Origin of the sequence: Microbacterium sp. UBA3394, from assembly GCF_002358725.1 — a bacterium.
Taxonomy (GTDB): domain Bacteria; phylum Actinomycetota; class Actinomycetes; order Actinomycetales; family Microbacteriaceae; genus Microbacterium; species Microbacterium luteum.
In genome coordinates, this window is sequence record NZ_DEPK01000024.1 from 1 (window position 1) to 23,819 (window position 23,819).

The window sequence follows — 23,819 nt, forward strand, 5'->3', positions numbered from 1 at the left end:
CACCCCATCCTGACGCACAGGGGTCATCAAACGGCGCAAGAGTAAAGGCCTCGCTCCCGCCGAAACGCGGTCGTACTGCTGAGGAGAGTCCACTGAACCCGCGGCGAGTGCTGAGGCAACGTCTCAACCCGCCAAGTCCGGCCAGATGGGTCGTCTGGGAGCATCCCATTGAGGGATTCAACGATCCGCTGGCAGCGGCGGCGCGTACACATCGTGAAGGGAAGAGACGTAGGTCGTCCTGAAACGACATAGACGATGTCAACCTGCCAGAGGCCAAGCGGCCCGCCGACGTACAAGGGCGCGTACCCGCTCGACCAGCCCTGGTAGGGGACGTCCGCGAAAGTGACGACGTGGTCATCAAGTCGAATCTCGTATGTGCGCAGGTATGAGCGGACGGTGAGGGTCCTCTCTTCGAACGTTGCTCGCACGCGCAACGCGAGCGCGAAAAGTGTCGCTGGGAATGCGATGAACAGCAGATCGAACGGACTGTACTCACGCGTGGCGCCGATCGCGACGTATACGGCCGTGAGGGCGACGATCAGGAGTGCCAGAGCAATCGCGGCAACCTGCCGATTGCTTTGAGCTCACCGTTGATCTCGGTCGCGCGCTGCTCATCACACCGCATAGAAGCGTCCTGCCCCGTAACCAGCGTGAGTCCGAATAATCTGTCGGCGAATTCTCACCGATGCCAACGCCAGAAGTGACGTTATCAAGCGCTTACCCATGGACTCTCGTACGGCGGACGTGCGCCCTCTGTGTTTCTTCGACCGCAACGCTGACCGCGGTTGTCCCAAGAGTCGAACTTCGCTACCTGGACCTCGGGTTCGTTGCTCATGGTGGTCCTTGGTAGCGTCGGCGGCGTGACGGGCTCGCCGACAGACCGAAGCGCCGGAGACGGCACCGCGCGTGGCCCAGAGGCGGCGATCGCTGTGCTTTCAGGCGCGTCTCTGGCATTTATCCTCGCCGCGTCTTCGCTTGGTTTGGCTCGTGAGACGCTCCACTTCAATTGTTCCTGGGGGAGCGGTGGCGAGTGGGGCGTCGATGGGACGTGGGCGTGTGCGGACGGGATCGGGTATCTGTTCGTCGCTGTGATCCTTGCCGGCATGTCGGCGCTGCTGTGCCTGGCCGGGCTGCTCACCGCCGTGACCCCGCCGTCGCGTGGACGGTCGGTCGTGTTCGTCTCACTCGCTGCGGTGTCGCTGGTGTGGGTGGGCTGGTGGACCTACTACGCGGCAACCGCGTACACCGGTCCCCGACCCGAAGGTGAAACCGGGATCGGCGTGTGGGCGGTCGCCGTGCTTCCCGCGCTCGCGCTCGCTGTGCTCGGCCTGCTGTCGGCCGCGGTGGGTGCCCTCACACGGCACCGCTGGTCGCTATGGGTGCTGTGGGGAGGAATCGCCCTCATCGTCGCAGGTACCGTTGTGCAGCCCGGGATCGGCATCGCGTCAATGGTTTCCGCCGGCCTCCTGGCCGCAGCTGCAGCAGACCGGCCCGGCTTGCGCTGAGATCCGCGCGCTTCCGTGGCGCGTCCGGGTGAGTGCCTGCCGCGGAGCGCACTCCGGATCGGGTGACGCGCATCTTCTCGCCCAGCCATCGCGTGTGACCTCGCTCGACAGTGCGGACCGCGATCTGGTCGAATGGCTGAGGACGCGGCCGAGCGCAACCTGCAGATCATCGGCGAAGCTGTCGTTCACCTCCCGGCGGAGGTCACCGGCGCCCATGCCGAGATCGCGTGGCCGCAGATCCGCGGCTTCCGGAACATCCTCGTTCACCAATACTTCGGCGTCGATGTCGATACGGTCCGCGATGCCCTGTGCTGACTCGATGCCCGCGTCCAACGGCGTCGCCGATCGATGGACCGATCGTCCTCCGCCTACGCATCGCCGCCGAGCCGCCGCTCAAGGTGCTCGAGCAGGCGTTGCTGCTGTTCGTTGAGCAGATCGGCGGAGTGCTGGGCGAAGATATCGGCCACGGCGGCGAGGTCGACAGTCGGCTCCGCGCCGACGCGATCGGCAACTATAGGGGTGAGTACCGCGGCGAAGAGTTCGGTCAACTCGTTGACCTCCCTGTCGGTGCTGTCCGGCCCGAGGTGACCGAACTTCTCGTCGATGTCCTTCACCGCGGGAGCGATCGCGCTGTCGCTGAGCCGTTCGTAGAGTCGAGCGATCTGGGCCAGCCCGTCGACGCCGGCAAAGTGGGCGAGGAGCACGGACTGGTCGCGGTCGTACGTCGCTCGTTCCCGGGACTGCCCGGCAGCGAACGCGGCGAGGAACGGGGCCAGCTCCGGCGGGAGATCAGGGGCCGCGCCGGACGTGCGGAGGTGGGCGATGATCGCGCGCTGACCGATGAGGCGGTCGATCTGGGCGGTCAGTTCCGCATCCAGTTCGTCCAGGAGCTCCCCGGCTTCGTTGGCGTCGTCGTCGAGCAGGGCGGGCATGCGGTCCAGCGGGATGCCGAGCGCAGCGAGGCGCTTTATCCGCAGGACCCGGATCAGGTCGTGCACGTCGTACTCGCGATAGCCGTTGCTGCGACGCTCTGGCTCCACCAGGACGCCGATCCGGTGATAGTGCCGCAGTGCACGCACGGTCACACCGGCGAGGCGCGCCAGTTCGTTGCTAAGCACTCTCGGTCACCGCCGGTCCGCTGCTCCTCGTTGACTCCGTCTCCGGTTCCAGATTACGGAGAGAGGGCGCGGCCACGCCGAGGACCACGGCGATCAGCCACACCGCACCGAGGGTGATGGCGGCGACGTTCACACCGGCGTACTCGGTGAGGACCGCAGCGATGACGATTCCGACCGGGACAGCGGCCGTCAACATCGCGTTCTGCGTCCCCATGATGCGGCCGCGCATCCGTTCCGGAATGCGCTCGATCATCAGCACCCCGATCAGACTCCCGAACAATCCGCTGGACAATCCCGCGACGAACGCGCCGGCGAACACGGCCCACGCCGAGGGGAGGGCGGCGACGATACCGAAGCCGAGCGCGCTGCCGTTCAGCCCTGAGAGGAACCATGTCCGACGTCGTCCGCGCGACCCGGCGATCGCATAGATTGTGCCGCCGATGAGCGTGCCTGTCGCAAGTGCGGTGAGCACGAAGCCGAGCATGCCGGGCTGGCCCAGCAGCGTGAAGTAGACGGGCAGGATCAATCCCTGCAGCGAGCCCAGCACGACCACCGATGCGAGGCTGAGTGTCGTCGTCACGACGAGGAACGGGCTGCGGAACAGAACCCCCCAGCCGTCGCGGAGCTGTGCCCACCCGCTTGCTCGCGTGGCACCTTCCCCCTCGTTGTCGCCGACGATCGTGCCGACCCGGTGGGGGATGAGCAGGGTGAGCAGAGCGGCGGTGAAGGAGGTCGCCGCGGTCACCCACAGCACCGTCGAACCATCGAACAGCACCATGAGGGTTCCGGCTGCCGCGGGGCCGAGCAACAGCGCGACGGCGCCCAGCGCCTCCCGGATGCCCATGAGCCGCTCCGATGGGATCCCGCCGTGACGGACGATCGCGGGCAGGAGAGCGTCCCTGGCCGTCATGCCCGGCACGTCACCGAGCGAGCCGATGATGCCGAACAGGATGAACCAGCCCAGGCTCAGGCCGGTGATCAGATCGATCACGGGGAGCGCAGCGATCGACGCGGCCGAGACGAGATCGGTCACCACCGACGAGGTGCGCCTGTTGATCCGGTCGATCACGACACCCATGACGAGACCGGCGAGCACGGCCGGGAGCGCGGTGGCCGCAGCGACTGCACCGGCGCCGAGCGCGCTGCCGGTGACCTGCAAGACGATCAGCGGAAGAGCGACTCCGGCGATCGAATTGCCGAGCAGCGACAGCAGATAGGACGCGAGATAGGCGACGGGAACGAGCTTCATGCCTCTAGTCAGAACCATGTCGTAGGGGCGGGGTCAAGCACCTTCGGTGATCGCGACTGAGCATCGCCCTCAACGGCGTTCACATCGCTCCGTCTCAGCCACCGATCTCGGCAGGTTCGCTCGCCGAGCGAGGATGCGACGGTGCCGCTGACGACATGGGCGTGATGGTCGGTGCCCGGGGCTGTGTTACTCGTGATGTTCTGCCACGGTTGGATCGTGGGAAGCGAGGAGAAGAAGCGGAGGAGGGGTCGCGCCAAGGTTGGCGCGGTCCCTTACGCGGGGACGGTGAGCGAGCCTCTTCTCGGTCGCGTGTCGGAACGTCACGCCGTCGATCATCTCCTTGCCGAGTTGCGTGCGGGACGAGGCGCCGCCTTGGTGGCCCGTGGACCTGCGGGCATTGGGAAGACCGCGCTTCTCGAATGGGCTGGCGACGAGGCCCGGTCGTGGTGCGATGTGTCATGGTGCGTCGGGGTCGAGTCGGAGTGCCAGTTGGCGTATGCCGGGCTGCACCAGCTTTGCGCGCCGATCCTTGGCCGCGTGTCCGGTCTGTCAGGGGCGCGCTGGGAGGCGCTGGAGATTGCGCTCGGTATGCGGCACGGTCCGCCCCCGGAGGTTTTCCTCGTCGGCGTAGCTGTCTTGAATCTGCTGAGCGAGGCGGCTCAGAGCAAGCCGATCTTGTGTCTCATCGACGACGTGCAGTGGATCGACGACGCCTCGGCGCAGGTGCTCAGGTTCGTCGCAAGGCGCCTCGACCGCGAGGGCGTCGGGATGGTCTTCGGGCTGCGCGACTACGAGGCGGCGCCGAGCGATGACCTCGACGGCATCGAGCCGCAGCTTCGATTGGAAGGTCTCGCGGAAGCCGACGCGCGGGCGCTGTTGGCCACCGCGATGCGCACGCTTGTGGACGACGAGGTCATCGAGCGGGTGATCGCGGAGGCTCGCGGTAATCCGCTGGCGCTCTTGGAGCTGCCACGTCGTGCGGCTGTGACCGATCGTGCGGGCGGATACGAGCGGCCAGACATGTTCAGCGTGCCCGAGCAGGTGGAGCGTGGCTATCGGGAGAGCTCCGCGGGCCTGGCAGACGACACGCAGCTTCTCCTCCTGCTCGCCGCCGCGGACTCGACCGGCGATGCGTCACTCCTGTGGCGCGCAGCCGGTCGGCTCGGCGTCTCGCGCACGGCGGCCGAGCCGGCGAGGCGGACCGGACTCCTCGATATCGATGACCGCGTTCGCTTTCGTCACCCCCTCGTCCGCTCGGCTGTCTATCGTGCAGCGTCGCCCCGTGACCGTCGCCGCGTGCACAGTGCTCTCGCGGACGAAGTGGACATCGAGATCTACCCGGATCGGCGGGCATGGCACAGGGCGCAGAGTGTCGTCGGAACGGACGAGGATGCTGCGGCTGAACTCGAGCGCGCAGCGGAGCGCACGCGGGCCCGCGGCGGGGTCGCCGCCGCCGCCGCATTCCTGCATCGTGCCGCCGAACTGACCCCCGACGGCGCCGACCGGGCGCGTCGAACGCTCGCCGCGGCTCACGCGAAGAACGACGCAGGAGCCTCGGCGACCGCGAGCAAGCTGCTGACGATCGCGGCTGCCGGACCGCTGGACGAGCTTCAGAGCGCCCGCCTCGATCTGCTCCGGGCGCGCATCGCGTTTCACGTTTCCGCCGACAGTGATGTGATGGGCATGCTTCTCGCTGCCGCCGAGCGGCTCGCAGCGGTCGACCCCGAGCTCTCCCGCGAGACCTACTTGCACACGATTGACGCCGCAATGATCATCGGCGGCCCGCGCGGCAGCCACCCGGCTGCGCGGGTCGCCGAAGCTGCGCGTGGCGCGCCGCAGCCTCCGGGGGTGCCTCGCCCACTTGACCTGCTCCTCGATGCGCTCGTGGCGTGGTTCACGCAAGGCGAGGAGACGGGCGCGGCAGCGACTCGACGGGCGCTGGCAGCATTCCGGGAAGTCGGCTTCGACGGGGAGGCGCTCGGTGAGATGGCGAGCCGGCACTGGCTCTGGCTGGCTACACGTATGGCTGCGGCGCTCTTCGACGGCGAGCTCGGACGTGAGTTGGGCGACCGAAACGTACGGCTGGCCCGCGAGTCCGGCGCGCTCGTCACGCTCCCGCGGTCGTTGGTCGCCTTGTCGGCGAGACTGGTGCTGTCTGGCGACATCGCGCGGGCGGAGGAGGCAGCCGCGGAGGCGAATTCGTTGACCCGCGCCACCGGAGCCGCCCCGATGCCCTACGCCGACCTGATCATCGCCGCGTGGCGAGGAAGGCGGGACGAGACGGTGCGGCTCTTCGACGCGTCGACCCACCAGACCACGGCGACCAGTGCCGCCGCCGCCACCGCCCACTACGCCCTTGCCGTGCTCCACAACGGCTACGCGAACTATGCCGCGGCGCAGGACGCGGCTCAGCGCGCCGACGAGACCGAGGAGCTCATCAACAGCAGCCTCGCCCTCCCGGAGCTCGTCGAGGCGGCGGTACGCGCCGGCGATTGGGGCGCCGCGGACACCGCGGCGCGAAAGCTCTCGGCACGCGCCGCGTCCGGCGATTCAGCGTGGGGGTGCGGCCTCGCAGCGTATGCCCAGGCGTTGATGACGTCGGGCCCTGAGGCCGACGACCACTTCCGCGACGCCTTGGGACTGCTGGAACAGAGCACGATCGTGAGCTCCCTCGCGAGGACGCGTCTCGTCTACGGCGAGTGGCTGAGGCGGCAGGGGCGCCGTCAGGATGCCCGCGAGCAGCTGCAGGCCGCGCATGACGTGTTTTCACAGATGGGCGCAGAGGCGTTCGCCGAGCGTGCAGCCTCGGAACTTGGGGCGACCGGCGAGCGCCGCCGTACTCGCGAGAGCCAGCTGACGGATTCGCTGAGCGCGCGTGAGACCCAGATCGCGCGACTTGTCGCCGCCGGACAAACATCGCGCGACGTGGCGACACAGCTGTTCCTGAGCGAGCGCACGATCGAGGCGCACCTTCGCAACGTCTTCCGGAAGCTCGGCGTCCGATCCCGCCGCGAACTCGGAGATGTCCTGCCGCGCTGATTCTCCGTCGCGATTGACCGTGTGGCGGGAACACAGGTTCGACTGATCGTGGATTCGCAGGACACTGTCGAACGGAGGCTCGTGATGTCGGATGCAACCGAGGGCGAAGATTCCGTGCCGACGGAGAACGACGCGATCACCGGCCCACCGACGTTGGCGGAAGACCTGCTCCTGCTCCTGTTCCAGCCGGGCACTTCGTCGTCGGGCCCCGGCACCATCGCCGGCGAGAACATCCTCTTCTATGTTCTCGGTGGAGCGGTGCTGGCCGAGTTGGGCATGGGTGGCCATGTACGTGGACCCGATCAGCGGGGTGCCTCGGTCGTGACAGCCGTTGCGGGAAAGCCACCGAGCGACCACGTCCTCCGGGCGGCATGGGAGTACATCGCAGACAAGCCCCGCGAGATCCAGACCGTGCTGGCTGCCATCGGACCGGCTCTGCGCGGTCCGATGCTCGAGCGGCTCATCGAGCGAGGCGACCTTCGAAGTGAAACGGCCAAGGCGTTCGGCCTGTTCACCACGACCGTCCTCCGGGAGGGGGACAGCGGTCGGCGCAGGACCCTCCTCGGCGCCGTCCGCGGCGTGATCGTCGACGGCGCTCAGCCGGACCCCTGGACGGCAGCTCTCGCCGCACTGATCTACGCGAGCGGCACGCTGCCCCAATTCGACCCCGAAATCCCGTGGACGTCCGCGGTCATCGCTCGCGCCGAAGAACTGAGGGCGGGGGAGTGGGGTGCGGATGCTGCGGCCGATGCCGTGGCCCGCACCATCACCGCCGCCATTGTCAACAACATCATCATCGCCGCGGCTGTTCTGCCGCGCACCTGACACCGTCCGAACCGGCGGCATCACCGAAAGGAACGAGAAATGAGAGTCTTCATCATCGGCATCACCGGCGGCGTCGGATCGCGCCTCGCACGAACGCTGCAGGAACGCGGCGACACCGTGTCGGGCCTGGTGCGTCGATCCGACCAGCGCGAGAGACTGCGCACAGCCGGCATCGAGGCCAGAGTCGGAGACCTGACCACCATCACGCCGGATGACCTCGCCGGACTCATGAGGGACGTCGATGCGATCGCCTTCACGGCCGGGGCGGGGGGTGGAGGGCACGACGCGACGTCTGCCATCGACCGCGACGGCGTCATCAAAACCATCACGGCGGCTCGGATCGCGGGCGTCGCGCGGATCGGTCTCGTCTCGGTCTTCCCAGAGGCGTGGCGCGAACGAAACCTCGGCGCCGGCTTCGACCACTACATCGCCATGAAGAAAGAAGCAGACATCGCGTTGACGCAGAGCGGCCTCGACTGGATAGTGCTCCGGCCAGCGGTGCTTCTCGACGACCCGGGGCGCGGCACGGTCGCGCTCGGCCCAGCCGAGTTGCACGGTGAGATCACCCGGCAGGATGTCGCCGACACGCTCGCCGCGCTTCTCCACGAGCCGCGCATTTCGAGGCAGATCCTCGAACTGAACCACGGCGACGCCTGGATCGAAGAGGCCGTCGAGACCAACATCCGGGCGGCGTGAGGTCGAACCCGGCCCGCCGATCACGAGGTGACTTGACCCGGTGGCGAGCACACGGTCTCCACTGGAGGACAGCCGGATCGCGCCCGCGACCCCAAAGCCGCAAAGGACCCTGAGATGAACCCCATTGAGCAACTGATCGCCGGCTTCCAAGACCTCGTCGCCCAGGTGCCGGCCCTGCTGCAGCCACTCATCCTTATGGCGGCGGGCGCTGTCCCCTTCATCGAAGGTGAGGGCGCAGCGATCATCGGATTGGTGGGTGGCCTCAACCCTGTGGTCGCGGGCTTGGCGGCAGCGGCGGGGAACTTCCTCTGTGTCGTTCTCGTCGCGCTTCTCACCTCGCGTGCGCGGACGGCGGTGACCAGCCGTCAGCGGGTGGGCGTCCCGGCCGGTCCGAGCGACGAGGCCCCGGAGCACACCGAATCGGTCGGCGCCGCACCGTCCAAGCCTGCGTCGAAGGGGCGTCAGCGGTTCAACAGATGGCTCGTCCGCTTCGGCGTGCCCGGTGCGAGCATCCTCGGTCCGCTCGCCATCCCGACCCAGTTCACCACGGCCGCCCTGGTCGCGGCGGGCACCCCGCGCGGGTGGGTGCTGCTGTGGCAGGCCGTCGCCATCGTCATCTGGACCACGGTGGCCACCGTGTCTGCACTGATCGCCCTGCAAGTCGTCAGCCTGATCTGATTCACCAGATGAACACGCTCATCCGACGTACTCTCATCCCCCTTTCCGGATCATCCGCGACGACCTTCCCGCGTACCTGCTCGCGAACGGCTTCGTGTACGGGCTCCTGATCATCGGGCTCCTCATCGGCATCATGTTCCCGGAGGTTCGTGACGCGCGGGTCGATGCGGTCCTGGCCGGCGGATCACTGACGGGTGTGTCGGACCTCGCGAGCAGCGTCTGGCCCCTCGCTGCCGTGGTCCTCTTCAACAACGTGCTCGTGGCGTCACTCGCCGTGATTGTGCTGCCCTCATTGGTCATACCGTTCGCGGGAATCGCCCTCTTCGCAATCAGCCTTGTCGACACCGGCATCCTCCTCGCCCCGGTCGATGCGGAGGCGGCGTGGGCCCTGCTGCCGCATAGCGTGGTCCTCCTCGTCGAGTTCCAGGCCTATGTGCTGCTGATCTTCGGCGTCTTCCTCCATGGGCGCGCCTGGTTGCGTCCGTCCAGCGTGGCTGCTCCCACCAGGCGTCGCGGTTACGTGCGCGGACTCGAGAGGATTGCGTGGCTGGGGTTACTCGCGCTCGTGATCCACATCGTGGCGGCGATCTACGAGGCATTCGAGATCGTCTACATTCTTTAGGTCGGGGCTGGTGGCGGGGCGCTCATCCGGCCCCCGTGGGGAGGGTGAGGATCTCGGCGCCGCCGTCGGTGATCGCGATGGTGTGCTCTGTGTGGGCCGCGCGGGCGCCGGTGGCGCTGCGGAGCGTCCAGCCGTCGCCGTCGGTGACGAGCACGTCGGTGTCCGCCATCACCCACGGCTCGAGCGCGAGGAGCAGACCCGTTCGGAGTCGGTAGCCGCGTCCTGGTCGGCCGACGTTGGACACGTGGGGATCCTGATGCATCGTCGAACCGATGCCGTGACCGCCGAACTCGGTGTTGACGGGGAATCCTGCGCCGAGGAGCACCTCGCCGATGGCGTGCGAGATGTCGCCGATGCGCGAGCCCGGCCGTGCCGCGGCGATCCCGGCCGCGAGTGCGCGCTCGGTCGCCTCGATCATCGCGAGGTCGGCGCTCGCCGCCGTGTCGCCCACGACGAAGCTGATCGCGGCGTCGGCGGCGATCCCGTGTTTCGACACGGCGAGGTCGAGCGTCAGGAGGTCGCCATCGACGAGCGTGTCGTCGTGCGGCATCCCGTGCAGAACGGCGTCGTTGACGGCGGTGCACACGTAGTGTCCGAACGGACCGCGGCCGAAGGGCGGCGCATAGTCGACGTAGCACGAGCGTGCTCCCGCCGCCATGATCATCTCCTTCGCCCACTGGTCGATCTCAAGGAGGTTCGTCCCCGGTGTGATTCGTGATTTGAGTGCCTGCAGGATGTCCGCGACGAGTGCGCCGGTCAGCCGTGCGCGCGCGATCTCGGCGGGCGACAGTATCTCGATCATTCCAATAACTATACCGGTCAAACAATCCCGGTATTACAATCGCCTCATGATGGTGAGAAATGCGCTCACGGCCGACGAGGTCGCCCGTGGGCAGCGGCTGGGTGAACTGTTGCGTCGTGCGCGCGGATCCCGTTCGATCCTCGCCACCGCGCTCGACGCCGGCGTCTCGCCCGAGACGCTGCGGAAGATCGAGTCGGGTCGCATAGCGACCCCCGCCTTCCCGACCGTGGCAGCGATCGCCGACGTGCTGGGACTCTCCCTCGACGCCCTGTGGTCCGAGCTCAACGGCACTCCCTCGGACGAGACGCAGACATCAACTCATCAGCTGGTCTCCTGACGACTCCGTCTCGCCCGGCGACTCCAAGCAGACCGGTTCCCGCGTCACATTCGCATGTGGGAGGCGCCGTTCAGATCCAGGATCGCCCCGGATGACCACTTGGCTGCCGGCGACGCGAGATACACGATGGCCTCGGCGACCTCTTCCGGTGTGCCCACCCGTCCAAACGGGCTCTGCCCGCGCACCCCTTCTCCGGCATCGCCGGCCAGGGTGTGCGCTTGCCTCTCGGATGAGATGAAGCCGGGCGCCACGGACGTCACGGAGATGTCGTGCGGAGCCAGCGCGATCGCCATGGATTGGCCGAGCGAATGCAGTGCTGCTTTGGTCGCGCCGTAGGCTGGATGGTCCGGCTCGCCCCGGAAGGCTCCGCGAGAACCGACGTTGACAATCGCTCCCGGGGATGCCGTCGCGATCAGGTGCCGCGCCACAGCCCAGCTCAGGTGCGCGGCGCCGAGCAAGTTCACCGCGATCATCCTCTCCCACGCCGCGCCCCAGTCCTCGAACGAAACCTCGTCGATTCGGTGCATGGTGCGCGCCAGGGGGGCTTCCGCAGCGTTGTTCACGAGCACGGAGACACCCCCGAGCGCTTCGACGGCATGGTCGACGATCGCGAGGACCGCTGCGGTGTCGCGAAGGTCACCCGGCACGAGCGCGTGCCCCGATCCGGGAAGCGCCGCCAGCGTCCTCTCCGCGCCCTCGCGGTTGTGGCGGTAGTGCACGGCCACGCAATCGCCGCGGGCGGCGAAGGCACGCGCCGTCGCGCGGCCGATCCCGCCGGAGGCGCCGGTGATCAGGACGCCACGCGAATTCTCCGCCATCGCACACATGGGTTCAGCAGATCCCGTGTGCCGACCACACGGTCAACGTGTACGCGACCCTGAAATCGCCGTTCCGTCCAGCGGGATCTGACGCAGCTCACGGCGAGAACCGATCCCCAGCTTGCGGTAGATATTGCGCAGGTGCGTCTCGATCGTCCGCGTGCTGAGGAAAAGCTGCTCTCCGACCTCGCGAGATGTTGCCCCGGCGATCACCAGCCGTGCGACGTTCACCTCCTGAGCGGTTAGGGCATCCAGCGGTCGATCGCCATAAACCCGTGGTTGATCCCCGATCGCGCGCAGCTCCCGGGCAGCGCGCTCTGCGAATCCGTGAGCGCCCATGGTCGAGAACAGGTCGTGAGCCGCGCGCAGCAGTTCCCGTGCGTCGCGACGGCGTCCTTCTCGCCGCAGCCACTCGCCGTAGAGCAGCTGGACCCGGGCGAGATGCGCCGTGATCCGCGTGCGACCCAGCCGCTCGATGGCCTCGACGAATGCGCGGTCGACGCTCGGAGCATGTCCGGTGAGAGCCCGCGCGGATGCGGCGAGCCCGAGCGCCCAGTCGGTCCCGGCGGCGCGTGCCCGCGACTCGAGCACGCGGAAACCTCGCTCGGCCTGTTCGAGCTCGTTCGAGCGCACGGCGGCTTCGATGAGTTCGGGGAGGATGAGACTCAGGTGCGGCCACTCGTCCGACTCGCCGGCGGCGACGGCGACCTCGAGGGCCGCCCGGTGGTCGCCCGCTCCGTTGCGGAGCACGGCGAGCGCGTAGTGGGCGAGGTACACCTCCGTCCCTCGCTCCCGCGCGACCGCCTCGCGAAGGATGCTCGCGTGGAGGTCGAGCGTGTCGGCTATGTCGCCGCGCCACGCAGCCAGGAAGAGCTGTGCGTGGCGCAGGGGAAGTGCGCCGACGGCCCGGGAGATGGCCAACCCCTCGCCGGCAAGCTGCTCGGAGCCGGCGAAGTCCCCCTCGAGCACCAGCAGCGCGGAGCGGAAGAGCTGCGCCGCGGGGAGCACAGCGAGGTCGCCATGCCGTCTCGCCAACCGGATGTTTCGGACGCCTAGCTCGTCGGCAAGGTCGTCGTCGAAGACGGCCACCGCAGTCCGGCTGGCCCGCCAGAGCCATTCGCGGCTGTCGACGTCGGAGTCCGCACCAGTGCGGAACGCTTCCAGCGCCTGCCGGACGAGCGGCACGCTCGGCGCGTATCCGTCGGCGAACGACGTCGCCAGACCGTCCAGAAGGAGATCAGCCGGGCGCCGCACACCAGCCGGCGCGGGCACCGAGCAGGCGGCGTCGGCGATCTCGCGAACGACGCGGGCGTCACCGAGGATGATCGCTGCATCGAGCGCGTGCAGATATGCGACGCGGGCGAAGGCCGAATCTGTCGTCGCGAGGCGCCCGGCCGCCTGCGCCAGCATCCCGGGCACGTTTCCGCGCCTCGACCGATGGAAGGCGATCCTGGCATCGATGAGGACCGAGCGGCCCCGGTCCGCGTCGTCCAGGGGCCCTGCCCGCGCAATCGTGAGCAGCCGCATTGCGGCATCCGGAGCGCCCGCGCGCAGCTTCGCCTCAGCCGCACCCATGGCGCGCACGCTGCGTTGAGCGGCATCCGAGGTCAGCTCGGCGGATCGCTGCAGGAACGCAGCCGCCGCGGCGGTCTCGCCGCGTGCCTGGGCGCGCTGCGCTGCGCGCTCGAGTTCCGCGGCCGCGTTCTCGTCCGTGCCCGTGACGGAGAGGGCCCGATGCCAGGCTTGTCGGTCTGGATCGCTGTTCGCGTCCGTCGCGTCGGCCAGCGCCCGGTGCGCGCTTCGACGGTCTGCGGGGGGCGATGCCCGGTAGACCGACGATCGGACGAGCGGATGGCGGAACCTGACGTCGCTCCCGATCTCCAGCAGGCCGGCTGTCTCCGCGGCGTCGGCCGATTCGGGCCGAACCCCGAGCTGATCGATCGCGCGCCACAGCAGACTGGCGTCTCCTGTCGTGTCAGCGGCTGCGACCAGAAGGAGCAGCCGGGTATCGGGAGGCAACGCGGAAAAGCGGAGCATGAAGGTCTCCTCCACACGCCCGGGAGCATCCGAGGCCTCGAGCACGAAGAGGCCTTCTGCCAGCCGCGTTGAGTCTGCCTGCCGAGGGAGTTCGAGCAGAGCGAGCGGGTTCCCCCGAGCTTCCGCGATCAGACGTTCCCTCACACCGCCCACAAGTGGGACCGCCACCGAGGCGTCGAGCAGCGCGCCGGCACTCGCCTCATCCAATCCTGTGAGCGAGACCTCCGGCAAGCCCTCGAACATGCTGGTGTCGGTCGCGGGCGGGTCGCGCACCGCGCACAGCAACGCGATGCGTTCCGCGGAGAGCCGGCGCGAAACGAAGGAGAGAACGTGCGCCGAGACCTCGTCGAGCCACTGGGCGTCGTCGATCGTGCACAGGACGGGTCGGTCTTCCGCCGCCGCGGCGAGCAGGTTGAGAACGCCGAGCGCCACCAGAAACCGGTCGGGCGCCGGGCCGTCGAGGAGTCCGAGGGCGATTGCGAGCGCCTCTTGCTGAGGTTCGGCGAGCGCCGGAGCCCGACCCATCAGCGGTCCGACGAACCGATGCAGCGCCGCATGCGCGAACCGTGCCTCCGACTCGACCCCCGTGACCTGGGCGATCTCGAAGCCAGAGGATCGAGCCTCCTCGCGACCGGCTTCGAGGAGCGCCGACTTGCCGATGCCCGGTTCACCGCGGATGACCAGCACTCCGCTGCGTCCTTCGCGCGCGTTGGTAAGCAGCTGTCGTACCGCGGCACTTTCGATGTCGCGCCCTATCAGCTTCACCTTCGCCCCCGCCCACACTCGTCGGGGATCACCCGGAACCGGAGACGATACGGAACCCGTGTGGTCACCACCGCAATTATCTCGACGCGGTTACGTGGTTTCCACCGACGCGACGGTACATGCACGGGTGGAATCGTGTCGATCACGGAGGCTGACGCCTCCAACACCCGCACGAAGGAGCAGGCGATGAGACACGGCATCAGACGGAATCCCGCTGCGCAGACTGCGGGAGGCACTCCCGTGCCGGGCGAGGTGAGCTTCAGCATGGCGGCCGCGCTCGGGTGGACGATGCTGACGATGGCAGGGCCCTCGGTGCCGGCCGGATCCCTCTCGCAGGTCTCCCGCGAACGGCTCGGAAGGAGCGCTTGATGGCGTGGAGTACCCGCGAGCTCGCCGAGCTGGCCGGAACCACGGTGAACACGATCCGGCACTACCACGCGCTCGGGCTGCTCGAGGAGCCCGAGCGCAGATACAACGGCTACAAGCAGTACGGCATCCGTCACCTGGTGAAACTCCTGCGGATCCGTCGCCTGGCGGAACTCGGGGTTCCTCTCGCGCACATCGACACGGTCGGCGCCAGCGGACCGAGCGCTGCCGACATCCTGAGCGAACTGGACCTCGAGTTGAGCAGGAGCATCCAGCGCCTGCGGCGCGCGCGAGCCGACATCGCCACGATTCTGCGCGAGAACGCCCCGGCCGATTCGCCCGCGGGATTCGAGTCCGTCGCGCCGCACCTGTCCGAGTCCGACACGTCGATCATCCACATCTATTCGCACCTGTTCGACCGGGAGGCGATGGCCGACCTGCGTCGGATGGTCGAAGTCGACGCGGATGCAGGAGCGCTCGGCCGCGAGATCGATGCGCTTCCCGCCGACGCCGACGAGGCCACACGGCGCCGCCTCGCAACAAAACTCGCTCCGACCCTCGCACAGAATCTGATCGACTATCCGTGGCTCAATGATCCGGCCGCCCACCTGTCGAGAAGCGGGAGGATCACGCGCCGAACCTTCGTCGACGCGGTGGTCGAGCTCTACAACCCCGCCCAGGTCGACGTTTTCGCGCGCGCGGGAGTGCTCGCGAGGGATCTGCTGTCCGCCGAGCAGGAGCGCATCGACGCCGGCGGTTCCGAGGTAGTCCGGCGATGACGAATCTCGCCCACGACTCCGATGTCGCCGACCCTGCGGTCGAGGAGCCGGTTCTCCGGCGGCGCAGGTGGCCGTGGATCGCCGGTGGGGTGGTCGCCGTCGTGATCGCAGCCGGGGTGCTCCTCACCACGGTCTTCCAGTTCGGTCTTCCGTGGTGGAGCGACGACAACGACCGCAACCATGTCTTCGTGTCCGCGGACGGCGTTCGTCAGCACTACCAGGTGCACCTCCCGCCTCAGTATGACGGGTCGACGAAGCTGCCGGTGATGATGGCAGTGCACGGCTGCGGCATGACCGGGTTCGGGTGGAACTCGATGAAGGCGTCGACCCAGTTCAACGCCCTCGCCGATCGCGAGGGCTTCATCGTCGTCTACCCCACGCAGCGCCCGTTCGAGAACGCCATCAACTGCTGGAACTCCGCGGACCCGCGCAACCAGATTCGGGGCGCGGGAGAACCGGCGCTGCTGGCCGGGGTTGCCCGCGAGGTCGTCATGACCTACGGCGCCGATCCCGATCGAGTCCATGTCTCCGGTGCCTCCTCGGGAGCGGGCACAGCAGTGATCCTCGGTGTGACGTACCCGGATGTGTTCGCGTCGGTCACCTCGGTGGCCGGCGGAGAGTACGGCCTGAACCAGGTCGACCCCGAGCAGCCCGAAGTCACTCCGCCGGCCGACACCGCGAGGCAGGCGTGGGCTCAGATGGGCGACCGAGCCCGCCCCGTCCCGTTGCTGATCGTGCAGGGTGGTCGTGATCAGGCCGTACCGCCGATCGTCGGCGAGAGACTGATCGAGCACTGGAGCGCACTGCACGACCTCGTCGACGACGGGCTGCTCAACGACAGCCTGGCGCTGGCTGCTGACACGGTCGTGCACGATCCCGCCGAGGGGCGGTACGGATACGAGGAGACCTCGTTCCGCACATCGACAGGCGACGCGCTGATCGAGTACATCTTCGCCGAAGATCTGGCTCACGCCTGGCCGAATCCGGATGGTGCCGGGCTGTTCACTGATACCGCGGGGCCGGATGCCACCCGGATCGCGTGGACATTCGCACAGCTCCACGACCGCCGCTGACCTGGGGAGGCCGAGGGTCGCGGAGCCGTCGATTTGACCTTGTGGCGACAACACCATCTTGCATGACAGGAGCCGCTGCCGCCGGAGCCGAAGAATCGCTACCGCGGTCGATGAGAGGACAGCCGCATGATTCATGCTCAATCACTGACGAAGAGGTACGGAGCGAAGACCGCCGTCGACGGCATCGATTTCTCGGTCGCTGCCGGGCGCGTCACCGGTTTCCTGGGTCCGAACGGAGCGGGCAAGTCGACGACCATGCGCATGATCGTCGGGTTGGACCGTCCCACCGTCGGGGCGGTGACGGTCAACGGAAAAGCCTACGCGTCGCATCGCGCCCCGTTGCGCGAGGTGGGCGTGCTCCTCGAAGCGAGGGCGGTGCACCCGGGGCGGAGTGCCCGCAATCACCTGCGCGCGCTGGCGATGACACACCGGATCGGATCGGCACGAGTCGACGAGGTCATTGAACTCGCCGGACTCAGTTCGGTCGCGCACAAGCGCGCGGGGAGCTTCTCGCTCGGGATGGGCCAGCGCCTCGGACTAGCGGCGGCTCTTCTCGGCGACCCACCCACGCTGATCCTCGACGAACCGGTCAACGGCCTGGACCCCGCGGGCGTGGCCTGGTTCCGTCAGCTGGCCCGCCAGCTCGCGGCGGAGGGGCGCACGGTCTTCCTCTCCTCCCATCTGATGAGCGAGATGGCGCAGACGGCTGATCACCTGATCATTCTCGGGCGGGGTCGAGTTCTGGTCGACGCGCCGCTGAGCGAGATCGTGGCCAATGCCGGCGAAGCAACGATGCGGGTCCGTTCCGGCGATCCCGCTCGGCTGGAGGCTCTGATGCTCGGTGCTGGCGCTGACGTGACGCGTACCGACACAGATCTGCTCTCGGTTCGAGGCGTTGAGGCCGCAAGGATCTCTCAGATCTCCGCGGGCGCGGGTATCACGGTCTACGAACTCGCTCCGGCCTCGTCCTCACTCGAAGACGCCTACATGAACCTTACGCGCGAAGAGGTCGAATACGCGGCCGCGTCAACAGGATCGGAGAAGACCCGATGAGCACCACGACCATCGCCGGCGCTGTTGCCCCGCGCTACGGGCTCAGTTTCGGCGGCATCATCCGCTCCGAGGTGTTGAAACTGCTCAGCATCCCGTCGACGGTGTGGGCCTATGTGGTAATGGCCGCGATCACGATCGGGATCGCCGCGCAGGTGTCCGCCTCGACCGACTTCTCCTGGGCGGAAGTGGAGGTGAGCCAGGCGGGGATGCAGGCAACCGGCGCGTATGCCTTGTCGATCAGCAGAAACATCAATGTCCTCGTCGTCAGTGCGTTGGGCGTGCTTGTGATCGCCGGCGAGTACAGCACCGGAATGATCCGGTCCACCTTCACAGCCGTTCCACGACGTGTGCCGGCGGTCATCGCCAAGTTCCTTGTCTTCGCCGCCGTCACCTCGCTTGCCGGCATGCTCGCGACGGTCATCGCCCTGCCGATCACGCTCCCCCTGCTCGCGGAGAACGACGTTCATGTCCAGGCAGGCGACCCGCACCTCTGGCGCGTCATGATCGGCACCGTCGGCTACCTGACCGCGGTCGGACTGATCTCGATGGGAATCGGAGCGGTTGTCCGCAACGTCGCTGGCGGCCTGACCGCGGCATTCGGCCTCGTGGTCATTCTTCCAGCCGCGCTCGGCTTGGTAGGGGGCCTCGAGCAGCCGATCTGGCTGCAGAATGCCGCCGTGGTCTTGCCCCTCAATCTGGGCGCCGCCCTCACCATGCACCCCGGCTACCCCGACTTCGCCGCGCCAGGCGTGGAGGTCGTGCGACCGGAGGGGCTGTGGGTACTCGAACCCTGGCACGGTGCAATCGGTCTCGCGATCTGGGTGGTGGTGGCGCTTGCCGCCGCTCTCGTCGCCGTGAAGCGCCGCGACGTCTGACCCGTCCCACGCGGAGAGGTGACCACGACCAGACCTCTCCGCGGAGCCGGGAGACAAGAAGAGGGGAGATGCCACCGTGAGCATCTCCTCTCTTCGCCGACTCTGCTGCCGACGTCGTTCCCGTCCTCAGCCGACGAAGCGCAGCAGAGCGCTGTTGACCTCATCCGCATGAGTCCATAGAAGGCCGTGCGGCGCATCCTCGATCTCGACATACTCCGCGTCGGGCAGCAGTGTGCGGAACCGGCGCGCGGTGGCGTCGATCGGGAGGATGTTGTCCGCCGTGCCGTGGAGGATGAGCGCCGGCTTTCCACTTGACCGCACGGCCGCGACGTCGTCGCGGAAGTCCTCAATCCACGACGGCACGACAGCATACGCAGCGACCGGGGCCGACGAAATCGCGACGTGCCAACTCGCCTCGACCGCTTCCCGGCTGATCAGCGTGCCGAGAGTTGTCTCGAGGTTGTAGAAGTTCGAGAAGAACTGGGTGTACCACGCGTAGCGGTCTCCTCGCGCTTGAGTCACGATTCCGTCGAACACCTCCTGTGGCACGCCTCCGGGATTGTCGTTGCGGGCCACGAGGAAGGGTTGGAGCGAGGCGAGGAATGCGAGCTTCGCCACGCGGTCATGCCCGTAGCGGGCGACATAGCGAGCGAGTTCTCCCGTGCCCATCGAGAATCCGACGAGGACGACGTCGCGCAGGTCGAGCTGTTCGAGGATCGTGTTGAGGTCTGCGGCGAAAGTGTCGTAGTCGTAGCCGCTCCCTACTTTCGACGACTGGCCGAACCCGCGACGGTCGTAGGTGATGACGCGATACCCTGCGGCGAGCAGTTCGCGAGTCTGCCGCTCCCAGCTGTGGCCGTTGAGCGGATAGCCGTGGATCAGAACGATCGGTCGCCCCGCGCCCTGATCCTCGTAGTAGATGTCGATCGACGAGCTGTTCTCCGTGCCGACGGTGATGTGAGCCATTTCGGTTCCTTCTCTCTTTCGTGTTTGCGACAGCACGGCGGTCAGCCGTTGAGGGTCGTCATGTTGGCGGGGTCGTAGCGGTCTCCTGACGCAGCCGGCAGATCGGTCAGACGACCCACCTGGTCGTCTGACAGGACGAGACGGTCTGCGCCGGCGTTCTCCTGTACGCGCTCGATGCGGGTGGTGCCGGGGATGGGGGAGATCGCATGGTCGTGCGAAAGCAGCCACGCCAGCGCGACCTGCGCGGAGGTCGCGCCTGTCTCGGCCGCGACGGCCTCCACCTCGTCGACGATGCGCAGGTTCCGTTGGAGGTTCTCGCCGATGAAGCGCGGGTTGTTGCGCCTCCAGTCGTCGCCGTCGAGACTGTCCAGCGATCGGAACGCGCCAGTCAGGAAGCCTCGCCCGAGAGGGGCGTACGGCACGAGGCCAATGCCGAGCTCGCGGAGGAGGGGGAGCACCTCTTCTTGTGGATCGCGCGTCCAGAGCGAGTACTCCGACTGGAGTGCGGATATGGGGTGGATCGCGTGTGCACGGCGGATCGTCGCGGGGCTCGCTTCGGACAGCCCGATGAACCGGACCTTGCCCTCGTCCACGAGCTCTGCGAGAGTGCCGATCGCGTCCTCGACGGGAATCTCTGGGTCGACTCGGTGCTGGTAGTACAGATCGATGTGGTCCGTTCCCAGCCGGTTGAGTGACCCCTCGACTGCGCTGCGGATGTTCTCGGGGCTGCTGTCGAGGCCTTCGCGCCCGGTGTGAGAGACAAGCCCGAACTTCGTGGCGATCACCACCTCGTCGCGCCGGCCCCTAACGGCGCGCCCGACGAGCTCCTCGTTGATGAAGGGGCCGTATGCCTCTGCGGTGTCGATGTGCGTCACGCCGAGATCGAGGGCGCGATGGATCGTGCGGATGCTGTCGGAATCGTTGCGTCCGGCGCCGGTGTAGTAGTCGGACATGCCCATCGCGCCGAAGCCGATGCGTGACACCTCGAGCCCGCCCAGTGAGATCTTCTTCATCGGTTGTTCCTTTGGTTCAGTGCCTCGTGCGCCGGGGAGTCCGGCGACGCCATGGCGGCCGAGTGCCGCCCGCGGTCGATTCCTCGGTGCCCGATCCAGCCGAGGTGCGTGTGCCGGAAGGCCTCGAGCTTCAGCCCGTATCCGAGTGCGCGATCTACGGCGACATGGAATGCCCAGCACGCGGCGATGATCACGAGCCACGTCAGCTGAGTACCGCCGAACAACACGCCCAGGTACACGGTGACGAGGACCGCCGGCCCGGCGAAGTTGTGGACGGCGTTGTACGTGAAAGCGCCCACACGCGCGTTGCGGAGATAGCCGAGGGCGGAGAGGTCGAACACGAGAAACGCCGCGAGAAGGAGCCACCAGGGCTGTCCGAACGCGATCATCGCGAGCAGAATCGCCAGTGCGATCGCGCCATTCTCGATTCGTTGAATCGTGGATGCCATACTCAGGTCCGTTTCTTGAATCTTGAGCTCGTGCGATTCATGCGAACCCCTGTGCCCACCACAGGGTCAAGGGCGCCATCGTTTCGCACTTGCGTCCGCGTCGTCCCTCACTTACAGAGTGGTCTTGGCATGCGGGTCGGCGAAGCGACCACCCTAAACCTGGACGACGTCGACGAGGATGCTGGCGTGCTCCGGATTCGGGAATCGAAGTTCGGCAAGTCGCGGCTGATCGCGATCCACCGGTCCTCACTTGCGAGGGCGAAGTGCTCAAAGTCCGCCAGGGTATGCAAAAGCGATCGGTTCGACGCTGCTATCGCACACGCCGACGCAGCTTCCCAGCCACGTCGGTCTGCGCCGTCGAGGTCACCCAACCGAGCGCAAAGTGAGTGCAGGTGATAGCGGCCCCGACTACGCCCATGATCAGTCCCAGCACGACAAGCGCGCCCGCTCCGATATTCGCGTCAGGCGTCGGAATCACCAAGTACCAAAGCGAACCGATGAGTCCACCCGCACTTCCGGCAAGGCCGACGACCGCGCCCATTCTGCGAAGCATGGGTTGACCTCCTCGCTCTGTCGCAATCGCGACGCAGCACCTTGACGAAATCCAAGGGCAATGAATGCAGGTAACTCCCTGTCCCAACCACTGGGTCAAGCGGGCCGGCCGGGCGATTTCGATCCGGCCACGTCAACGATTTCGATCGGCTCAACCGCGCTCGTCGTCCTAGCCCCCTAAGCGTGGTTGACAGTGTCCCAAGAACACGCTCTTGGATCACTTCGACGGCCGTTTCCACGCCGAACAGCCGTCATCTGCTCTGACGAGAAGGCCACATCGGCTCAGGTTCAGGAGGTCCAGTGAACAAGAAAGCCGGCATCATCAGTACGCAGCGCATTCGCCCAGCACGAAGGCGGCGTGTACTCGTCGCCGCATCGATCGCCGTCGTCGGGGCGCTCGTTACGACGACAGTCGCCGGCTGTTCCTGGGCCCCGTCCGACACCGACTCCCCGACTCCCGATGTCGCCCAACTGGCGGGTGCGCTCGCTGAGCAGGAACTGGCCTGGGAGGAGTGCGAGTTTGAGGCTCCGCCGGTTCCCGGCGCCGACGTGTCCAACGTGGAGTGCGCCACGATCAAGGTCCCACGCGACTGGCATAACCCCGATCCCGGTCAGACCTGGGATGTTCGAATCTCTTTCGCCGAGAACATCGACCGTTCTGACCCTGAGTATCACACGACGATCCTCACCCACCCGGGTGGGCCCGTTACGCCGGGGCTGTCATACAGTGCGACCGTCCAGAGCTACACGCCCGAGTTGCGCCCGACGACCAATTACGTGAGTTTCGATCAGCGTGGCCTTGGGCAGTCCAGCCACGCGGAGTGCAACTACGAATACGATCCGGCCGACGGACTGGCGGCATCGAGCAAAGCGATAGCCGAGTCGTGCGCAGAAGACCCTGACGTCCGCACGATGACCACTGAGCAGGCCGCCTACGATATGGACTTCATCCGCCACCTGCTTGGCCTCGAGACCGTCACCTATGTCGGCTACTCCTATGGGACGTGGCTCGGCACATGGTTCGGTGCCCTCTTCTCCGACCACATCGACCGAATGCTGTTCGACTCCGCCTCCGACTCGACGGCGGACTCCATACAAGCCAACTACGACGCAGCTCACGAGGGCCGAGACCGTCAGTTCCGGCTGCACATGATGAACTGGATCGCGCGGAACGACGCGACCTATGGATTGGGTGCTGATCCGAAGGCGATATGGGACCGATACTTCGACACGACGTCCGAGGCGAAGATGGCGACGGCTGCGAACTGGGCGTGGACGTCGACGAACGTCAACTTGGCCTTCTCGAACCCAGTCGCCTATCCGTACGCAGGCGAACTTGTAGGGCGAATCATCGAGGCAGGTGAGGAAGCTGACGGTGAACTGGACTCCGTACAACTGGCGAGCGGCATCATCGACAAAATGACGACACTCACCGATGAACAGCGGGCGGCTGCTCACTCGCTGCTCGCGGCGCTCTCCGCGCCACCGGCCGTCGAACCCGATGGAATGATCCGCGCGACCCATGATTTCCTTATCGACTTCACAAAGTGCACGGATGGAGAATGGGAACAGGGTGACGAATACTGGGAAGACTTCAACGACCGAACTTCAGAGATCGCTCCGTTGAGTGCGCAACTGGGGCTCCTGGACGCTCCCCAGCCGTGCGCATTCTGGCCCACGGAGTCCGAGATGCCTCCGCTCAACGACTCCTTCCCCGAGACGCTCGTGGTTCAAAGTGAGCTTGACTCGATGACCCCTTTCGAGCAAGGCCACTCCGCCGGACTGAACCTGCCGAACACCAGCCTGATCGCGGTTGACAACGAGAGTGTTCACGGTGTCTTCCCGTACTTCACGGAGGAGGTTGATGGGCCTGTCCTCGACTTCTTACTCGGAGGGCCGCGCCCAGATCGAACGATTGTGGCAGCGGCGAAGCCGATGCCGCTGGAGGAGATCACCTACGAGACGTGGACGCCTCTCGATAGCGAGGGGCAGCACGGCGCCGAGACCCCGTATTTCACGGATCCGAATATCCCAGCGCGTTCGGGAACGCCCCGCGTGAACCCAAATCAAGCGACTGAACCCAGCGAACAGGAATGAGCGACTCGAACGCAGCGTCGACCCGAACCGCCCAGCCCGCGGCACGGCCCGGCCACAAGTGGCGGTTCACGCGATCTCAGTCAACCCGGGCGAGGTCGCGCACCG

The 23,819-nt window shown here is 67.0% G+C and carries 22 protein-coding genes; 14 read left to right on the plus strand and 8 right to left on the minus strand.

What is annotated here, in order from left to right; translation table 11 throughout:
* Positions 1–980: 980 nt before the first annotated feature.
* Both B4E30_RS01035 and B4E30_RS01040 read left to right on the plus strand, forming a co-directional pair.
* Positions 981–1,505, plus strand: coding sequence for a hypothetical protein (locus B4E30_RS01035; RefSeq protein ID WP_286793116.1), 525 nt, complete (start codon positions 981–983; stop codon positions 1,503–1,505).
* 132 nt (positions 1,506–1,637) lie between these two features.
* Positions 1,638–1,820: a DUF86 domain-containing protein gene (locus B4E30_RS01040; protein WP_286793117.1), complete on the plus strand. Its 183-nt coding sequence runs from the start codon at positions 1,638–1,640 to the stop codon at positions 1,818–1,820.
* A gap of 53 nt (positions 1,821–1,873) precedes the next feature.
* Here the strand turns inward: B4E30_RS01040 and B4E30_RS01045 are convergent, their stop codons facing one another.
* A complete protein-coding gene (locus tag B4E30_RS01045; RefSeq protein WP_286793118.1) occupies positions 1,874–2,623 on the minus strand; it encodes a MerR family transcriptional regulator in 750 nt (249 codons plus the stop codon).
* Positions 2,616–3,872, minus strand: coding sequence for an MFS transporter (locus B4E30_RS01050; RefSeq protein ID WP_286793119.1), 1,257 nt, complete (start codon positions 3,870–3,872; stop codon positions 2,616–2,618). Before B4E30_RS01050 ends, B4E30_RS01045 begins: the two co-directional genes overlap by 8 nt.
* Before the next feature lie 195 nt (positions 3,873–4,067).
* On the opposite strand from B4E30_RS01050, the gene B4E30_RS01055 reads away from it, so the two are divergent.
* The 5 genes from B4E30_RS01055 (at position 4,068) to B4E30_RS01075 (ending at position 9,732) form a co-directional block, all read left to right on the plus strand.
* Positions 4,068–6,911: a LuxR C-terminal-related transcriptional regulator gene (locus tag B4E30_RS01055; RefSeq protein WP_286793120.1), complete on the plus strand. Its 2,844-nt coding sequence runs from the start codon at positions 4,068–4,070 to the stop codon at positions 6,909–6,911.
* 84 nt (positions 6,912–6,995) lie between these two features.
* Entirely contained in the window at positions 6,996–7,736 is a 741-nt protein-coding gene (locus B4E30_RS01060) for a GOLPH3/VPS74 family protein (protein ID WP_286793121.1), read from the plus strand.
* A 39-nt stretch (positions 7,737–7,775) separates the two neighbouring features.
* The gene (locus B4E30_RS01065) at positions 7,776–8,432 is read left to right on the plus strand and encodes an NAD(P)H-binding protein (RefSeq protein WP_286793122.1); all 657 of its coding nucleotides are present in this window, start codon (positions 7,776–7,778) and stop codon (positions 8,430–8,432) included.
* 114 nt (positions 8,433–8,546) lie between these two features.
* Entirely contained in the window at positions 8,547–9,110 is a 564-nt protein-coding gene (locus B4E30_RS01070) for a small multidrug efflux protein (RefSeq protein WP_286793123.1), read from the plus strand.
* Positions 9,111–9,204: 94 nt separating this feature from the next.
* A complete protein-coding gene (locus B4E30_RS01075) occupies positions 9,205–9,732 on the plus strand; it encodes a hypothetical protein (protein ID WP_286793124.1) in 528 nt (175 codons plus the stop codon).
* A gap of 22 nt (positions 9,733–9,754) precedes the next feature.
* Here B4E30_RS01075 and map read toward each other — a convergent pair whose 3' ends face one another.
* Positions 9,755–10,534, minus strand: coding sequence for a type I methionyl aminopeptidase (map, locus tag B4E30_RS01080; RefSeq protein ID WP_286793125.1), 780 nt, complete (start codon positions 10,532–10,534; stop codon positions 9,755–9,757).
* Between the two features lie 49 nt (positions 10,535–10,583).
* Here map and B4E30_RS01085 point away from each other — a divergent pair, with 49 nt between their 5' ends.
* Positions 10,584–10,871, plus strand: coding sequence for a helix-turn-helix domain-containing protein (locus B4E30_RS01085; protein WP_286793164.1), 288 nt, complete (start codon positions 10,584–10,586; stop codon positions 10,869–10,871).
* A gap of 44 nt (positions 10,872–10,915) precedes the next feature.
* Here the strand turns inward: B4E30_RS01085 and B4E30_RS01090 are convergent, their stop codons facing one another.
* On the minus strand, positions 10,916–11,698 hold the full coding sequence (locus tag B4E30_RS01090) for an SDR family oxidoreductase (RefSeq protein WP_349676937.1): 783 nt from the start codon (positions 11,696–11,698) through the stop codon (positions 10,916–10,918).
* Positions 11,699–11,731: 33 nt separating this feature from the next.
* Positions 11,732–14,509, minus strand: a complete 2,778-nt coding sequence (locus B4E30_RS01095; RefSeq protein WP_349676938.1) for an ATP-binding protein — start codon at positions 14,507–14,509, stop codon at positions 11,732–11,734.
* A 168-nt stretch (positions 14,510–14,677) separates the two neighbouring features.
* Here B4E30_RS01095 and B4E30_RS01100 point away from each other — a divergent pair, with 168 nt between their 5' ends.
* From B4E30_RS01100 to B4E30_RS01120, 5 genes are all read left to right on the plus strand, one after another.
* Positions 14,678–14,860 carry a hypothetical protein gene (locus tag B4E30_RS01100; protein ID WP_286793128.1) on the plus strand — a complete coding sequence of 61 codons (183 nt, stop codon included), beginning with the start codon at positions 14,678–14,680 and terminating at the stop codon, positions 14,858–14,860.
* A complete protein-coding gene (locus B4E30_RS01105) occupies positions 14,860–15,636 on the plus strand; it encodes a MerR family transcriptional regulator (protein WP_286793129.1) in 777 nt (258 codons plus the stop codon). Before B4E30_RS01100 ends, B4E30_RS01105 begins: the two co-directional genes overlap by 1 nt.
* Positions 15,633–16,709 (plus strand): alpha/beta hydrolase family esterase, encoded by a 1,077-nt coding sequence (locus tag B4E30_RS01110; protein WP_286793130.1) that lies wholly within the window; start codon positions 15,633–15,635, stop codon positions 16,707–16,709. Before B4E30_RS01105 ends, B4E30_RS01110 begins: the two co-directional genes overlap by 4 nt.
* A gap of 126 nt (positions 16,710–16,835) precedes the next feature.
* Entirely contained in the window at positions 16,836–17,762 is a 927-nt protein-coding gene (locus B4E30_RS01115; RefSeq protein ID WP_286793131.1) for an ABC transporter ATP-binding protein, read from the plus strand.
* On the plus strand, positions 17,759–18,637 hold the full coding sequence (locus B4E30_RS01120) for a hypothetical protein (protein ID WP_286793132.1): 879 nt from the start codon (positions 17,759–17,761) through the stop codon (positions 18,635–18,637). Before B4E30_RS01115 ends, B4E30_RS01120 begins: the two co-directional genes overlap by 4 nt.
* A 126-nt stretch (positions 18,638–18,763) precedes the next feature.
* On the opposite strand, the gene B4E30_RS01125 is transcribed toward B4E30_RS01120, so the two are convergent.
* Genes B4E30_RS01125 through B4E30_RS01135 form a run of 3 tightly spaced genes read right to left on the minus strand, consistent with a single transcriptional unit; the run spans position 18,764 to position 21,065 of the window.
* A complete protein-coding gene (locus tag B4E30_RS01125; protein ID WP_286793133.1) occupies positions 18,764–19,603 on the minus strand; it encodes an alpha/beta fold hydrolase in 840 nt (279 codons plus the stop codon).
* 41 nt (positions 19,604–19,644) lie between these two features.
* Complete coding sequence (locus B4E30_RS01130) at positions 19,645–20,616, minus strand: aldo/keto reductase (protein ID WP_286793134.1); 972 nt, start codon at positions 20,614–20,616, stop codon at positions 19,645–19,647.
* Positions 20,613–21,065, minus strand: a complete 453-nt coding sequence (locus B4E30_RS01135) for a DUF4260 domain-containing protein (RefSeq protein WP_286793135.1) — start codon at positions 21,063–21,065, stop codon at positions 20,613–20,615. Before B4E30_RS01135 ends, B4E30_RS01130 begins: the two co-directional genes overlap by 4 nt.
* Before the next feature lie 852 nt (positions 21,066–21,917).
* Here B4E30_RS01135 and B4E30_RS01140 point away from each other — a divergent pair.
* Positions 21,918–23,714, plus strand: coding sequence for an alpha/beta hydrolase (locus B4E30_RS01140; protein ID WP_286793136.1), 1,797 nt, complete (start codon positions 21,918–21,920; stop codon positions 23,712–23,714).
* Positions 23,715–23,819: the final 105 nt, after the last annotated feature.